General features: G+C 29.0%; 15 protein-coding genes and 1 other annotated feature. Of the genes, 14 read left to right on the top strand and 1 reads right to left on the bottom strand.

The annotated features are described in order from the left end of the window. Positions 1-124: 124 nt before the first annotated feature. Positions 125-340 carry an MAG6790 family protein gene (locus CJJ23_RS03860; protein ID WP_084231977.1) on the bottom strand — a complete coding sequence of 72 codons (216 nt, stop codon included), beginning with the start codon at positions 338-340 and terminating at the stop codon, positions 125-127. A gap of 560 nt (positions 341-900) precedes the next feature. Here CJJ23_RS03860 and CJJ23_RS03855 point away from each other — a divergent pair. The 14 genes from CJJ23_RS03855 (at position 901) to CJJ23_RS03790 (ending at position 17,013) form a co-directional block, all read left to right on the top strand. Further along, on the top strand, positions 901-2,988 hold the full coding sequence (locus CJJ23_RS03855; RefSeq protein ID WP_095335044.1) for an MYPU_1760 family metalloprotease: 2,088 nt from the start codon (positions 901-903) through the stop codon (positions 2,986-2,988). An 11-nt stretch (positions 2,989-2,999) separates the two neighbouring features. Continuing rightward, a complete protein-coding gene (locus CJJ23_RS03850) occupies positions 3,000-4,808 on the top strand; it encodes a DUF402 domain-containing protein (RefSeq protein WP_095335043.1) in 1,809 nt (602 codons plus the stop codon). Between the two features lie 129 nt (positions 4,809-4,937). Then, entirely contained in the window at positions 4,938-5,804 is an 867-nt protein-coding gene (locus tag CJJ23_RS03845; protein WP_143823638.1) for a hypothetical protein, read from the top strand. Beyond that, entirely contained in the window at positions 5,791-6,507 is a 717-nt protein-coding gene (gene rlmB, locus CJJ23_RS03840) for a 23S rRNA (guanosine(2251)-2'-O)-methyltransferase RlmB (RefSeq protein WP_234805558.1), read from the top strand. The genes CJJ23_RS03845 and rlmB overlap by 14 nt, the downstream gene beginning before the upstream one ends. A 189-nt stretch (positions 6,508-6,696) precedes the next feature. Next, positions 6,697-7,296, top strand: a complete 600-nt coding sequence (locus tag CJJ23_RS03835; RefSeq protein WP_095335040.1) for a sigma factor — start codon at positions 6,697-6,699, stop codon at positions 7,294-7,296. Positions 7,297-7,330: 34 nt separating this feature from the next. Continuing rightward, positions 7,331-7,468 carry a 50S ribosomal protein L33 gene (rpmG, locus tag CJJ23_RS03830; protein WP_084231983.1) on the top strand — a complete coding sequence of 46 codons (138 nt, stop codon included), beginning with the start codon at positions 7,331-7,333 and terminating at the stop codon, positions 7,466-7,468. Continuing rightward, a complete protein-coding gene (secE, locus tag CJJ23_RS03825; RefSeq protein ID WP_095335039.1) occupies positions 7,469-7,699 on the top strand; it encodes a preprotein translocase subunit SecE in 231 nt (76 codons plus the stop codon). A 3-nt stretch (positions 7,700-7,702) separates the two neighbouring features. Continuing rightward, entirely contained in the window at positions 7,703-8,305 is a 603-nt protein-coding gene (nusG, locus tag CJJ23_RS03820) for a transcription termination/antitermination protein NusG (protein ID WP_095335038.1), read from the top strand. Positions 8,306-8,374: 69 nt separating this feature from the next. Then, positions 8,375-10,849 (top strand): valine--tRNA ligase, encoded by a 2,475-nt coding sequence (locus CJJ23_RS03815; RefSeq protein ID WP_095335037.1) that lies wholly within the window; start codon positions 8,375-8,377, stop codon positions 10,847-10,849. Further along, positions 10,842-11,672 carry a bifunctional 5,10-methylenetetrahydrofolate dehydrogenase/5,10-methenyltetrahydrofolate cyclohydrolase gene (locus CJJ23_RS03810; protein WP_095335036.1) on the top strand — a complete coding sequence of 277 codons (831 nt, stop codon included), beginning with the start codon at positions 10,842-10,844 and terminating at the stop codon, positions 11,670-11,672. The genes CJJ23_RS03815 and CJJ23_RS03810 overlap by 8 nt, the downstream gene beginning before the upstream one ends. A 67-nt stretch (positions 11,673-11,739) precedes the next feature. Beyond that, positions 11,740-11,874, top strand: a sequence feature (ribosomal protein L20 leader region). A 39-nt stretch (positions 11,875-11,913) separates the two neighbouring features. After that, positions 11,914-12,567: a translation initiation factor IF-3 gene (gene infC, locus CJJ23_RS03805; protein ID WP_095335035.1), complete on the top strand. Its 654-nt coding sequence runs from the start codon at positions 11,914-11,916 to the stop codon at positions 12,565-12,567. Then, a complete protein-coding gene (rpmI, locus tag CJJ23_RS03800; RefSeq protein WP_084231989.1) occupies positions 12,567-12,755 on the top strand; it encodes a 50S ribosomal protein L35 in 189 nt (62 codons plus the stop codon). The genes infC and rpmI overlap by 1 nt, the downstream gene beginning before the upstream one ends. A 12-nt stretch (positions 12,756-12,767) precedes the next feature. Further along, positions 12,768-13,115: a 50S ribosomal protein L20 gene (gene rplT / locus CJJ23_RS03795; protein ID WP_095335034.1), complete on the top strand. Its 348-nt coding sequence runs from the start codon at positions 12,768-12,770 to the stop codon at positions 13,113-13,115. 133 nt (positions 13,116-13,248) lie between these two features. Then, a complete protein-coding gene (locus tag CJJ23_RS03790) occupies positions 13,249-17,013 on the top strand; it encodes a lipoprotein 17-related variable surface protein (RefSeq protein ID WP_095335033.1) in 3,765 nt (1,254 codons plus the stop codon). The last annotated feature ends 16 nt before the right edge of the window (positions 17,014-17,029 follow it).

Raw genomic sequence — 17,029 nt, 5'->3', positions numbered from 1 at the left:
CTTGTTTGTATTTCATATTACTTATATTATAAAAAATAACTACAACCTTTCTGTTGCAGTTATTAGGCCGATGCGGGAAATAACTCAATCTTGAGTTATTTTTAAATTTTATTTAGTTTAGTTTTTAAACTGTTTTAATCAGTTCTTTTTTTGAGTTATCTTCACCCTCAGTTTTTTCACGGAAAACATGGTAAATTTCAATTAGTTCTTGACCTTTTGTATGTTCACCTTTTTTCTGTGCTCTGCGATATGCTTTGATATCATTTTCAACATCTTTGACTGAATGACCTTCAGCAACTACTTCTTTTGTTGATTTCAAAATTGCTTTGTATTGATACATATAGCCTCCTTTCTCTATTATAAGCCACATAGACGTAAAAAATTTAAAAGTGCAAAATTTTCCACAAATATTTCACTAAATCCTACTATTTGACTCTAAATTTGTTTTGCAACTAATTTATTATTATCAATTATTTGGCAAAACAAGCAAAAATTGTGGCAAAATCCAAAACTTTTACTGCAAAAAATCAGACAAAAAACAAAATCGTTATTTTATGGGTAAAATTTGCACATTAAACGATTTTTTTGTATAATGACAATGCCTAGGTGGTAAACGAACACCTTAGATGACGAATTCTAAGTTACCTTCCTAGGCAGTACAACTTATTTAAAATAAACTAAATTTTTGGTTTTTTTATAGTATGTACCTTCTTTTTTGTTTTAACCCCTTGATTTATCAGGGGGCCATTTTTTTAATTTAAAATTTGGCTAAAAACAAATGCTTAAAAGTATCGGAAAATGCTTTTAAGCATAAAAAAAATAAAAACTTATTAAAAACTTAGTTATTAAGGAAAATCAATAACTTTTTCAATAACTAAAAATAAATAATATAATGATTTTATGAAAAAAGTTGTTTCTAAAACTAGAGTTAAAATCGTTAAAAATATTTTGATAGCGTTATCATCAGTTTTTGTTGTTTCAATTGCTGCAACCACAGGTGCAATCATCCTAGTAACTACGGGAGCTTTAAAAGGTAACTTACCAATTGCCCTAGATCCTAGCGCAAATGGTTCGCTCGTAACTTACTCGCCTAAATCACCTTTTAGTACTAATTCGAATTGATCAGTTGCAACGACAGTACAAAACTCAGCAGGTACTGCTACAAATGTACCTGCAACTAATTGAATCCAATATGATTCATTTGCAGCACGTTTAACAAATGGTAGTGAGAAATGATTTTTTTCAAAAGAAGAACTTGCTGATCTTCATAAAATAATTTTAGATCGTCTAGCCTATGGACCAGAAATTTACGACTTAAAAAGAATTTCTTTTAATAATGTCGATATTTTATCAACTGGAGTTAATGGGCAATATTTTCCAGCAACTAATGAGATTTTCATCAGTGTTAATAGTTACATTATGCAAGACATGAGCTTTGAGCAAAAAGTTGATGCTGTTTTACCAACTATTTACCATGAATATTTCCATCACTTTGCAAATTCATATTTACAAAGTGACAATTTAAATCAAATTACAAGAACTAATAATACAACTTTAGTTTCTAAAGCAGTCTCAACTTCAACATCAGGGCAAAATAATGTTACAGTTTCTGCTAGCCAGTGAAATAAAAGTTTCGTTGAAGAATTTCAACAACTTTTAAATTATGAAAACACAGCTGATAATAACGCTTTAAAATCAGAACATTTACGTTCTTGAGTTTCAGCAGCTGGTCCTAGACAATGTCTTTGTGCAGTTTATGCTGCATCAGTTTTATATGCCATGGCTAATGAAAATTCAACTGTTGCTAATGCACAATTGCAAGCAGTTACTAATAATTTATATGTCAGTGCACCTGAAGTTTCAACCAATAGTGGTTTTCGCAATAATTCAGCCATCACTTATGGTGCTGAGCAGATCGCTTACTTTTATTCTCAAGCAGAATTAGTGCCACGAGAATTTCAAAAAATTGGTTATGTACCTTTTTATTCAGTAGAAAATCCGGGAAGCAATTTTTCAAACCGTTTTATGTTTGCACAAAACGGCTTTGGCACTTCAGTTTCAGAAACAGTTAATACATCAGTTACTAATATTCGCACCTATTCAGATACCTATATTGAAGATTTAGGGCGTAGTAATAAACTTTTATCTCAAAGTGTTAATAATGTTGATGTTCCTTACATCGCTTCAGATAATCATGGAGCACAATATTTGCTTGCAAATAATACAAGTAAAGGTTCATTGCAAATTAATAACAGAAAAATTGTTACTTTTGAAGATCGCACTAAAGAGTTATATAACGCTTATTTAAAAGCAATGGGTTATGATAATGAAATTAATCAGATCTATTATGTTAATCCTAATATTGCAGTTAAATCATTAGGAATTGTGCAAGCAAAAAATCCTAATGATTCAAGTATGAGAGATAAGTTTAATAATATTCGTATGAGTGGGTTTTTAAGTAAAGAAAAAGCTGCTAAGTATGATGCTTTAATAATTGAAAACGGGACAAAGCAAATTAAGGTTGCAATTACTTATTTGAATAATAAAAATATTAATTCAAATAAAAATATTTTGACAGACAATAATGATTTTGCTTCCAAAGATATTGTTTTCAACCCAGTTGAAAACTTATTAAAAGATGGTGAATTTACTTTCAAAGCAAAGCAAAATGTTAGCGATTTAAGTAAAACTTTAGGTCCACTTGAAAGTAAAATAACAGACTCAACTTCTGAATATGTTTCATGAATGAGTGATGCTTATTTTATGGATGTTTCAACTCATGTTTCGACCTCAAGAATTTATTTTTGAGATGATTTAAATAATGATGATGAAATTCAAGAAAATGAAAAATTTGCGCCCGTACTTAATAATACTTCACGCACAATTACCTCTTTTAGAGCAAACCAACAAGGCGAATTAGGATCGAGAAATTTTTATACAATCGCAAAAGATAGTGACCAGCAAGTTCAGATGACAAGATCCTCATAAGGAGAAGTTTGATGAATAAAAAAACACATAAATACCAAAAAGTTAATATTCAGGGATTTAAACATGACGGTACTTTGTACCGGCAATGAAACAACGCCATTGTAATTGCAGATGATGATGAAAAACTTGTACTTTATCTTTACAGGGCTAAAGTACAAGACATAAAAGATCGCAAGTATTCAGTAACTGAGCCTTCGATTTGATTTTTTTATAAAAAGCATTTTTTTAATGCTTTATATTTACTTAGACCAACTGGAAATTTTTTATATATAAATATGTCAAGTCCATATTTTTTTGAAGATAATACAGTCAAATATATTGACTATGATTTAGATTTAAAAGACTATGCTGATAAAGAATTAGAAATCGTTGATATTACTGAATTTAAAGCAAATAAAGTTAAATATAACTACTCAAATGAGCTAGTTAATATTTTGTTTAAAGAGGTTAATACTTTATTAGACTGAAAAGAACAACATAAAGATATTTTTAATCAAGAAACACTAAATAATTATGTCTCAAATCTAGCTAATGATTGTTTATTACTTTTTAAAGAAAAAAAATTAAAATACTTTGCCAATCAATATTTAAGAACTAATAGGCTAAAAACCTTAGTGCAAAGTAAGCATGATAATATTATCAAGTTATATACTTGTGGACCAACTGTATATGATTCACCTCATATTGGTAATATGAGGCCTGTTTTAACATCTCATATTTTTGCAAAGGCAAATCTATTTCACCAAAAAGCAATTACTTTTGTCCACAATATCACTGATATTGATGACAAAATAATTCAGCGAGCCGATGAAGAAGGGGTGCACCCATTTGAGATTTCACAAAAGTATTCTAGAGAATATGTGCAGCTTTTAAAAAAATATGGAATTAGAACAATTACTCATCTAGTCTATGTTACAAAAAGTCTTGTCATGATCAAAGGTTACTTAAATAAATTATTAAAATCTAATAAAGTTATTTATGAAGATGATGGAGTTTTACTTGATATTAGTAAAGTTGAAAACTACGGTAAAAACGTGAATCGTGATAAAGATATAGATTATGAAGAGGCAAATTTTTATCTATGAAAACAGTCAGATATTCAACCACTTTATAGTTTTAATAAATACACTGGAAGACCTGGATGGCATACAGAATGTGCTGCTTTTATCAACAATTATTTCCATGGTGAAACAATTGATTATCATGGTGGTGGAATGGATTTAAAATTTCCTCATCATGAGAATGAAAACGCTCAACATCAAGCAATTTATGGCAAAGATATTACAAAAAATTGAATGCATACTGGGCAGATTTTTTATGAAAATAAAAAGATGTCAAAATCGCTTGGAAATATAATTAAGGCAGATGATTTTGAACCAGATATTTTTAAATTAATTATTTTAGGAACAAAAATAAGTGCTCCAATTAATTTAAATAATGTCTTAATAAAACAACAAGAAAACATTATTAAAAAATATAAGAAAATTATTTTTGAAGCAATGTTATATAACTGTGATCGCATCGTTGTTGATGATACAACTAAAGAAGCAGTTAATCATTTAGTTGAATTAAATTTTCAAAAATATTTATTTTCAATTGATAAATTAATTTCTAATTACAATAAAAGTTTAAACAAAGAAACGTTAAAACATATTTACACCTTAATTAATTTGATGGACTTTAATTGACATGATCATTTAAGGAAAAACAAAATTAAATTTTTAGAGTTATATCGTATTTGAAAAATTCATCATGATAATCAAGACTATATTCAAGCAGATGAATATCGTGAAATGTTACTAAGTGAAAGTTTAATTTAAGAATGAAAAATTTATGAAAAAGCATTTTTTAGAAAGTGCTTTTTTTAATTCATCATTTACTATTTATTTTTAAAAAGATGAATTGCAAAATAATGAATTTATTAGTCGCAAATGTATTATCATTTAGTTATGAAAAATCATATTAAAAACCACATGCAGCCAATTACAAAATATAATGAAAATGGTAAAGGAATTTACGTTCTTGAAATTGTAATTGACAAAAAAAATTCTTTCTATTATATAGGCAAAACCCTGAATTCTAGGGGTTTTCGTGCAAGAATTCAATCTCATAAAGCAAGTATAAAAAAATATTTTGAAGATGTTATGGAGGCTTCTACAGTAAATAACGTAAGCATAAAAGAAGGTTTTCAAATTGTTGTTAAGTCTACAATGTGAGAAGGTAAACACCTATATAGCAAAATAGTAAAACTATTATTAGATACAGACCAAACTGTAGATGATATAAAAGAACATGTTCTAGCAATATTAGATGATTCTTTATCAAGCCAAAGTAAAGAAGATAGTGAGTTAGCAAGCATGATAGAATTGAATTATATTAATAAATTTGAAACATATATTTATGGTCTAAATCAATGAGAACATATAATTTGTTTTCATAAAATAGCCAATAGTGACTCACCTATACCATCTGATTTAGGATATTGTATTGAAACAATATTTGATTTTCTAGATTACATTTTATCTGATAGATATGTTGAAGATATACATATTGCTTTTGGAAAATTTAATTTTTCTAATGGAATAGGATTTATGTTACATTTAATAAAAATTATTGGTGAAAGATATTCTCCTAATATTAAACAAGGAAGTAAATTATATAAGGAGATTGCAAAACTATTTCTTGTTGTGAATGAAAGTAGAGATAAAATTGAAGAAGCAATGAACTTTATAAGTACTGTCGACAAAGATCTTTTAGATGTCAAATATACAGTTTATGATTTCATTGATCAAGGCAAAAAAAGTGACAAACAATAAATTATTTTTAACTGGTAAAAATTCAATTTATGAAGCCATAAAATTTAATTTTAAAATCGAAAAAATTTATCTAGAAAAGGGTAAGAAATTAGAACTAGAAACTGACATTAAAATTACTTATTTAGATAAGTATGAAATGAATAAATTAACTAAAACAAATCATCAAGGATACATTGCGCAAATTAGTGATTTTAATTATTTAACAATTGAAGAATTAATTAAAACTCAAGAGCCAATTATTGTTCTTGATCATTTAGAAGATCCCCAAAATTTTGGAGCAATAATTCGTAGTGCAAATTCATTTGGAATTAAAAATATGGTTTTTGCAAAAGAGCGAAGTGTACAAATAACTGATGCAGTTTTAAAGGCTTCATCAGGAGGTTTTATTAATATGAAATTTCATAAAGCTTCATCATTAACAACTACAATTCAAAAACTAAAAAAAGCAGGCTATTGAGTTTATGCTTCACACTTATCAGAAAAAACTGTTGATCTAAAATCAGTCGATTTTGATAATAAAAGTGTCGTTATCATCGGTAACGAGCATAAAGGAGTGAATAATTCACTAATCAAAGAAAGTGATTTATTATTCAAAATACCTAGTTTTGGAACTGTGCAATCACTAAATGCTTCAGCAGCTTCTGCGATTATTTTTTACGATTTAAAACTAAAAATTGAAGCTAAAAGACTTATTCTAAAATAGGTATTTAGACTCTCCATTGTCTCATAAATGGTTGAAATAATCATCAATTACCATATTTTGCAGTTTAATCAAATCTTTAATGTCGATTTTAATCAAAAATTTTTAATGGTTAGTAAATTTTTTGCAAAATGATATGCAGTAGATTAGATAGACCGTATGCTGATGAGAGAGATTTTGACAGAACTGACAATGTCTGAAAATTTTTCAGGCACCAGCAGTATTAATCAAAAGCAAGAGAGTAAAAGTAGCAAACTAGTCAATCTTAAAAAAAGTAGACAATTAAGATTGTATTATCAAGATTATTCAGCTTTAATGCGCACCATAGCAAGGAAACTTCTTAGTATCCATTATTCAACCTGTCTAAACGAAGATGATCTAGTTTGAATAGCACTATTCAAAACTTATGAATTAATGAAAAACTATCAGCCAGAAGCTGATAAAACCTTACTGAGTTATCTATACACATTATGAAAAAATGTAATGCTTGGTGAAATTTCATCAATGAATTCACAATCAAACCGCTTTAATTATGCGAGTCTAGCAAAAGAAGGCTTTGAATTTGATTGAGTTGAAGGTGATGATACTATTAAGGAACGCATTTTAAGGCAAGATTTATACTTGATGATGAAAAATGAAAACCTTTCAGAACAGCTAGCATTCGTGGTCAGAAAAATTATTGTCAACGATTTTAACCCACGAGATGTCTATAAATCTAGACCTTTAAGCAAGTATGAGCAGAAAAAACTTGCAAGTGAATGAAAAAAACACCTTAAATGAGTACAAAATTAATTATTTTTCATTTTTTTGTTTATCATAATTAACAATGTCGACTAAAATTGCAATTGCATGCGAGATCTGTAGAAATCGCATAAAGAGCACCAACAGTAAAGAAGAACGTTTAGCTATCAAAAAATATTGCAAGGTATGTAAAAAACACACAATGCATAAAGAGGAGAAATAAATGTTTAAAAATAGAAGTGCTCGAGTTAGAAAAATTAGAAAAAGAAATTGATTGTGAAAACAATTAGTTCTCTTTTTTAAAGAACTTAAAAGAGTTCGCTGACCAAAAACTAGAACAAGTACGCACCAATTTCTAAAAATTATTATTTTTACAATTGTTTTTTCATTATTTGTTTTAGCAGTTGCTACAGCATCTTCATCGGTGCTAAATGCTTTAGGAGTAGGAGTTTAATTTATGAGTAACAATAGTGAAAGATATGCTTGATATACAGTTGTGGTTGTACCTAACAAGGAAGAGCAAGTCATTGAGTCTTTAAAAAATAAAATCAATGCCACAAAAATGGGAGAGTTTTTCCGGGATTTTAAAATTTTTAAAGAACCAAAAATTAGTAAAACTGAGTTAGAAAAAAAACAACGTGGTGAAAACTATGTTGTCAAATATATAAACCTTTATAAAGGATATGTCTTTATCAACATGCTAATGACTGATGACACCTGATACTTAACCCGTAATACGGAATACGTTACAGGGATAGTTGGATCTCATGGTGATGGGGTTAAACCAACACCAATTAGTAAGCGTGAATTTCGCCGTCTTTTAGATAGTGAAATCAAACACCAAAAAGCATTTGAAGAGCGTATTAATCAAGCGCCATTTTTAGAAGGTGATCTAGTTAAAATTATTGCTGGTCCTTTAGTTAATGAAGAACAAGAAATTTATTACAAAGTAAAGCAAGTTAATGAGAAAATGAAATACGTAACCATTGATTATGAATCATTAGGTCGTAAAATAGTTACTGAAATTTCATGAGATCATATCGAGAAAATGAAAAAATAAAACAAAAGACTTTTACAAAAGTAAAGGTCTTTTTATTAAAATAGAAAACATAAACAAGGAGTGTTGCTTATGGAAACAAAATTTAATCATGCACTAGTTGAAGCAAATAGAAATCAAAAATGAGTAGATAAACGTTTTTTCTCAAATCATGATTTGAGAAAAAAACCTTATTCAATTATTTTACCTCCACCTAATGTTACTGGTAATTTACATATTGGTCATGCTTTAAATAACTACATTCAAGATACTGTGATTCGTTATAAAAAATTAACTGATCATGATGTTTTCTGAGTAGCAGCAACTGATCATGCAGGAATTGCAACACAAGTAAGAGTTGAGCAAGAACTTGCTAAAAGTAATAAGACTCGCTATGATCTAGGTAGAGAAGCTTTTTTAGAAAAAACATGAGAATGAAAACACTTATATGCAAATAATATTCATAAGCAATGAGCCAAACTAGGGCTTGCTTTAGATTATGAAAATGAGCGTTTTACCCTTGATAATAAAGCAAATGAAGCAGTTAATAAGGTTTTTATTTCGCTTTATGAGCAAGGTTTAATTTATCGAGATTATCGAGCAATTAATTGAGACGTGCAACAAAAAACAACACTTTCAAATATGGAAATAGTTAGTAAAAATGCTGAGCAAACCATGTATTACATTAAATATTTCTTGCAAGATAGTGACCAATTTTTAACAGTTGCGACAGTAAGAACAGAGACACTTTTTAGCGATGTTGCTTTGGCAGTTAATTCGCAAGATAAACGTTATCAATATTATTTAGGTAAGTTTGTAGTTCATCCTATATCTAAAAAATTAATTCCAATCATCGCTGATGATTTTGTTGATATTAAATTTGGTTCAGGTGTGATGAAAGTTTCAGCACATGCAACTGATGATATTGATATTATTAAAAAACATAATTTAGAAATCCTTGAATGTATTAATGATGATGGATTAATGAATCAAAATGCAGGTGATTTTCAAGGTTTAGATCGTTTAGAGGCAAGAGTAAAAGTTGCAGATTATTTGAGAGAAAATAACTTATTAGTTAAAGAAGAAAAAACAGTTTCTGCTTTATCTTATAGTGACCGAAGTAATTCATTAATTGAAATTTTAGTTAAAAAGCAATGATTTGTAAAGATGAAACCACTTGCTGAAAATGTTTTGAAACACCTTGAAACTACTGATGCAGTTAAAAGTTTCCCAACTCGTTTTAAAAATGTTTTAAAGCAATGATTGAATAATGTAAACGATTGAGCAATTAGCCGTCAGATTTGATGAGGACATCAAATTCCTGCTTGATATAAAGAGGATGAAGTGAAAGTTCAAGTTGAATCTCCTGGTGAAAATTGAACTCGAGATGAAGATGTTTTAGATACTTGATTTTCATCAGCTTTATCTCCATTTTCATTTCTATCTTGACCTCAAGAAATTAAAATGCTTGAAAGATATTATCCAACTGATTTATTAGTAACTGGCTATGATATTTTATTTTTTTGAGTTACAAGAATGTATTTTATGGGAATACAATTTACAAATAAAAAACCCTTCAAAGATGTTTTTTACCACGGCATAGTTCGTGATGAACAAAATCGAAAAATGTCAAAATCACTTGGTAATGGTATTGACCCAATTGATGTAATTGATAAATATGGTTCTGATTCATTAAGATGATTTTTAATCACAAATACAACTGCAGGGCAAGACTTATCAGTTAATTTTGAAAAGATTTCTGCAGCATGAAATTTTCAAAATAAAATTTGAAATGTGGCACGTTTAATTAAATTAAATTATGAAAAAGATGACACTGTAAAAAAACAAAATAAGTTTGATTTATGAATTAGTAATAAATTTTCTAAGTTAGTAAAAGACATCGAGAAATATATTAAAAAATATGAATTCACATTAATAGGAAAAGTCGTTTATCAATTTATAATGGAAGACTTATCTTCTAATTATTTAGAGTTAACAAAATTAAATCCTAATGCTAATTTTCAGTTTAAATTATTAAAAGATTTATTAATTTTAATTCATCCATTTTTACCTTTTTTAACTGATTATCTTTTTGAAAATATTTATAATGATGAATTATTAAATCACTCTATTAATAAAACATATAAAGCATCCAAAACAAATGTTGATGACATTATTGAATTAGTTAAAATTTTAAGAAATAAAAGAGTTGATCTAAATTTAACTAAAGATGAAATTATTTATTATGACTTAATTTCTTCGAATTTTAGTTCAGAAGATTTTGAGGTAATTAATAAATTATGTAGTGCTAAAACATCGGAAAATAGGGATGAAAAGGTGTTTTTCAAAAACTATGATTTATACATTAAATTAGATGAAAGTATTAAAAAGAAATTGTCTGATGAAAAACAAAAACAAATTAATTTCTTAAATTCTGAAATTGAAAGAGCTAACAGAATTCTTTCAAATAAAGGTTTTTTAGATAAAGCAAAACCAGAAAAAATTCAAGAAGAAAAAGACAAATTAGAGTTATATAAAACACAATTGGAAAAATTAATTAATGGATAAATTATTTGGAAAAGATTTAGCTCTAAATATAAAAGAAAATTTAAAAATAGAGTTTTCAAAATTAAATAAAAAGGCTACTTTAAAAATAATTTTAATTGGAGATAATCCTGCATCAATTACATACATAAATTACAAAATGATGTTTGCAAAAGAAGTAGGTGTTGATGCTGAATTAATACGTTATTCTGAAAAACATGATGAAGAATTAATTATTAATGATATTCAGAATTTAAACAAGACTTCTGACAGTATAATTGTTCAATTACCATTACCTAATAAATTTAATACAGAAAAAATTTTAGATGCAGTTGATTATAAAAAGGATGTTGATGGCTTATCAACTTTAAGCCAAAAATATTTACTAAACAATCATCAAGAATTTTATTTAAAACCAGCAACTGCAATGGCAGTGATCAAATTTATGGATCATCATAAATTAGATTATGTTAATCAATCAGTTGGGATTATTGGACAAAGCAGGCTAATTGGTTATCCACTTAAAATAATCATTTCAAGATTAAATAACAACTTAAAAACATATGATATTGAAACTACCTTAGCAAATAGTGAAACGCATGATTTACTAATTGTTGCAACTGGTGTTCCAGGTTTAATCAAAGCTCATAATGTAAAAAAAGATGCTATTTTAATTGATGTTGGTTTTAGCAAAATTGATAACAAAATTTATGGAGACATTGATGAAGAAAGTGTTTCATCAAAAGCCAAATTTCTAGCTCCTGCCCTTGGTAGTATAGGCCCAGTTACTGTTGCAATGTTGTTTGAAAATATCTTAATTGCAGCCTTACATAATCTGAAAAAATAGCCCTAAAAAAGACAATATAAAAACTTACAATTTTAATTTATTGTGCTATTATTGAAAAGCATTAAATTGCAGAAAGTAGAATCACTTCTCACCTGATGAACTAGAGTTCATGGGTCTGCGCTACAATTTAAATTTTTTAAATTTTTATTATAGTTTGCAAGCAAAGTGGTGATATTAAGTATTGCCACTTTTATTTTTTATCGAAACGGAGAAAATACAAGACTTTTTCAAGTCTTAATCTATGAGTCAAAACAACAATAGCAACATCAAAAAAAATCGTGGTCCTCAAAAAGAGGCGTATTTAAATAAGGATATTCCCTTTAACAAGGTTTTTTTAATCTCATCAGATGGAGAAAAACTAGGGGTTTATGAGCGTGATAAAGCACTAGAACTTGCTCGTGAAGAACGCAAAGATTTAGTTCTAATCACTACCCAACCAAAACCTGTAGTCAGAATTTTAGATTATGGTAAATTTAAATATGATAAAAAGCGCCGTGAAAAAGAGCTTAAAGAAAAACAAACAGTTGTTAAAAATCATCAAATTCGATTAACACCATTAATCGATGAAAATGATTTAGCAATCAAAGCTAGAAAAGCAAGAGAATTCTTACTTGAAGGTGATAGAGTTAAATTATCTTTAAAGTTCAGAGGTCGTGAATTATCTCGCCAAGATATTGGTCATGATACTTTAAAACGCTTTTTTGCGCTTGTTGAAGATGTTGCTAAGATTGATAAAGAAGCGGCCCTTAATGCTGGTCGCTTCCTAGATATGGTGATTCATCCAGATAAAAAGAAAATTGCTAAATATTTAAAAAATAATGAAAACGCAGTTAAAACAAAAGATTCTAATGAAAACCTTCAAACAAATGATGAAGAAGATGAACAGGAGAACTAATGCCTAAGTTAAAAACAAAAAGTGGCTTAAAAAAGCGTATCAAAATTACTGCTTCAGGAAAAGTTAAACGTGGTGGTGCATATCGTTCACATTTAGCTCAAAATAAATCAACAAAGCAAAAACGTCAATCACGTAAAGGTGGAATGATGCATGCTAGCGATTACAAAAGATTGAAAGATATGTTATAAGAGGTGTATTAAATGAGAGTTAAAACAGGTCCAATAACAAGACAACGTCGTAAAAAATGATTAAAACTTGCAAAAGGATATTTCGGACATAAATCAATCGGATTTAAAGTTGCTAAACAGGCAGTTGTTAAATCATGAACATACGCTTTCCGTGATCGTAAACAAGTTAAAAGAAATTTTAGAAAACTATGAATTGCTCGTATTAATGCAGCAACTCGTGCACAAGGTATGACTTACTCACGTTTTATTGCAGGTCTTAAAAAAGCAAATGTCGAAATTAATCGTAAAATGCTTGCAGAATTAGCAATTCGTGAACCAAAAATCTTTGATAAATTAGTTGATTTAGCAAAGAAAGCTTAAAGCAAATTTTACCGCTGTAAGCGGTTTTTTCTATTTTTTATTAAAAATAGTTTTTTTAGTAAAAAAAGATAGAAATTCAACTCATGTTATAAAATTTAAAAAAGAGAAAATTTTTTAACAGTAAAGGAAATATATGGATAAAAGATTCAAAAGGACTTTAATTGGTTTAGGTGCTTCACTTGGTGCTGTTGCAGTAGTTGGTGCTTTTGCAATTGGAGCAGTTGTAATTGGTAATAATAATTCTCCAATTAGTGCTGTTGCTAGTTTAGAAGAAGTGAAGAATCAAATTGCATCTTCACCTGATTTAAAACCAACTTTAAATGATGGAACTAAAGAAAGAGCAAGAAACGGTGAAATTACTTTAACAACTGTCACAATTGATGATTTAGTTATTGATAATAAAAACACCAATTTAGCTTATAAAGTAATTGCGATCGCTGAAAATAATACTACTTCAATCAATGTTACAGTTTCAGTTTCAGGTGTTAATCAACCCACTTTAGAGCCACGTGTTTATCAAACTACTGTTGATTTAGAAGGAATTAGTTTTATTTCAATTGGCCAACGAACAGAGCGTGATAAAATAATTGCTTACATTCAAGCAATTCAAACCGCTGCCAATAATATTCACAACGTGAACTTTCTAGAGTTTGATAACTTCCAAGCATCTTCATCAACTGAAATATCACTTAGAACATTTTTTAGAAATGTTCCTTCAATTGTTTCAGTTCATACAATACCAAATTCATCAGTAACTAAAACTTTTGAACCAAAAATCGATACAACTAAGATTGCAAGTCTAAAAAGTAATCCAAACTTCAATGACATTGTTATGAAATTTGAATTTTTAGGCTTTTCTAACGCTGATGATTCAACAGGATTTATCCAATTAAATTTCCGTGGTTCAACAGAAGCAACATCAGTTGCTCCTGCATTTTCACGTGATTTTTCATTAAATTTAACAATTTCAACAGCAGATCAATTTATCGCTGATCAAATTGTTAACAAACATTTTGCTGCATTAGAAGCAAATTCACGTTTAGATTATCCAAATATTAGAATTAATAATGACAATATTCGTAGCCGTGATACGGCTTTAGCAAGTGCCATTACAAGAGCACAATTGATCACTCAAAGTTATCCTTTTGAAGGTACAGTTAAGCCTTCAAATGCTAACCGTTTAATCACAGTTGCAGACTTAGAAGGAGTACGCAATCCTAACGGAACAGTGCTTACTCAAGAGCAACGTAACGCTTGATTAGCAAAAGAATTAAACTTTACAATTGGTTATGTTGGAGAGCAATTACAAACTCGTTTAAAAGGTACAATTCCAAGTGTAGTTTCAGGTTCTAACCATGAAGAAAACATTATTTTTGACCGTGCTAACTGAGTAAATTTTGATCTTGATCCAGTTATTCAAGAACGTTTTATGAAAAAAATTGGTCGTAGTGAACAATATCAAAATTTAATCCAGGAAAACCAATTATTTGTAAATCAAGGGCAAGCAAACCCTGGAGAAGGTCAAATATTAGTGCAAATGTCTGTTTCACTTAACGCTGCAACAACTGCTGCTCCTAATAAAAAGTACCAAACTAGTTACTTTGATTACCTAACCAAACTAGCTAATAACCAAACTTTAATTAACGCTTTAAAAGCAGATACACCTTCACTAACAATTAAGCCAGTAATTGCTCAACCTTTGAATCAATTATTGACAACTGATTTTGTTGCTAACGGTGTTTCAAACCCTAGCGAATCAGGTTTTAATGGTGTTATCGATACAAGTAAATTACTAACATATTTTAATTTACCTAATCAGCAAATAACTTTAAGAATCACTAGTTTATGACCTTCATTAAGATATTCATTAACACCAAAAAGTGCTTCTCAAGCAACTAATGATTCAGGTTCATTAGGAGCAAATATTAAGGTATTTTTAAACCAAGCAGACTTAGATGCTTATAACAGTGATGCGACAAATGATAAAAGTATTTATAGTTATGACACAACCTTAACAGGATTTACAACTACAACTGCAAATGATATTAGAACTATTAATGAGTTAATCGGTACTATTCAGGGAAATCGCTTACGTTTTTATACAGATAGTAACAAAACTTCACAAATTACTAACCTTTCTCAGGTAATACCAACAGCAATTACAGATGTTAATCAAATTGCTCTTCCAGATGCTCTAAATACTAAGGGTGCAACCGTAACAATTGAGTCAATTACTACCCCAACTCAAAAGCAAATTAACGATGGACAATTACGTGTTGTTATTAAAGTAGTTAAAGGTAATGAAACTAGAACTGCTAATATTGATACTAACGGATTTAGAAATCAACAAACAATTAGAGCAGAAGCAATTGCTCAAACAGAGCAAATTTTTGCAAGTGATGCTAATGCTGTTGACTTTAAATTCAGTACAACAGCAACTGGTGATCAAAAGCAATCAGTTTTACCTTCAAATGCAACTTTAAGCCAATTTAGTTTAAATGCAAATGTGCAGGCTCAATTAGATAAATTGACTGCCACAACTGAAAATGAAACTCCAAAAGTTGTTACAGTTGAAATTGTTTCAATCACTGAAACCTTCAACGTAACTGGTGAACTTAACTTACAATTAAGAATTTTATACAACAAAATTGAAGCAAAATTAATCAACTTTAGAGTCTCAGGATTTAAAACTGATGCACAAAATAATTTAAATGAAGCAACAGCTTTATTTAAAACTGATAACACTACTTTAAAAGCTTCAGATGTAACCGTTTTAAACGTTTCTTCTTTATTAGAAAGAGTTACAATAGCAGGAACAGCCTTTACTGCAGCTCAAACAAATACTAATAATATTGATGCAATTACAGTAAATGCTACAAGCATTACTGCAAATGACACTAATGGAACTGTAAGTTTTACTTACACACTTTCATATAATGGTCTTACTCAGCAATCTACAAAAACAGTTACTGTTTCAGGATTTATCACAACTAATTTAGAAAAAATTAATGCCGCAACAGTTGTTTGAAAAGAAGGAAAAGGTCGTGAAGAAACTACCGAACCTAAAGATATTGCCTTCACTCCTTCAGTTGTTCAAAACTGAATTACATCAGTTACAATCGACGGACAAGCAATTACTTATGATCAAAACGGTGGCACAAACACAACAACTTATTCATTAGTTTTAGTACGAACAAGCGAAAACGCAAACCAAGGAACTAAAACAATTGTTTACAAAATTAAGTGAAATAATGTTGAATCAAAAGAATTCACACATGTAATTACTGGTTTAAAAACACTAGACCAAATTACAGCTAATAATGCAATCGTGCCAACAGTTACTTTAAATGATGCTTCAAGAACTAAAAACCCTACAGCAGTTAATGCAGCAGATTTCACCATTTCAAATGGACAAGCTAGTTTAGAATACACTTTAATGTTCAATAACGTTGAAGGTTATACTGCAGAAATGGCACCTACTTCACAACAAGGTGGTAAAGCAGTTCGTTTACAAATTAAAATTGCTATTCGTTCAAATCCAAGTGCTTTCGTTTACAAAACAATTGATGTCACTGGATTTACAACTGAGCAAGAAAGTTCACTAGCTTCATTAGAAAGTGCAAAAAGTCAAATTGCAGCCTTGCAAGGTCAAATTAATTCAAGTTCAACTACTTGATATAACACAACTAACGCACCACGTTACACAGAATTCAAAAGTTATACTAACCAGCAAATTTTAGCATTATTAAATATTAGTTCAATTACAGCAGCAACAGTTACTGTTACAGGACAAACTAATGCAGGTTCAGATGTTGCACCTAATGTTACAATTAGTTTAACGCTAACTTCAGGAACTGAAACAGCAACTGCACAATTAAATGTTACTTCATTCTTATAGAATTTAAACCTATAAT

The organism is Mycoplasmopsis agassizii (assembly GCF_002276225.1).
GTDB lineage: Bacteria > Bacillota_I > Bacilli_A > Mycoplasmatales > Metamycoplasmataceae > Mycoplasmopsis_B > Mycoplasmopsis_B agassizii_A.
Note: the sequence above shows the minus strand (reverse complement) of the source record. Positions and strands in the feature narration are given on the sequence as shown.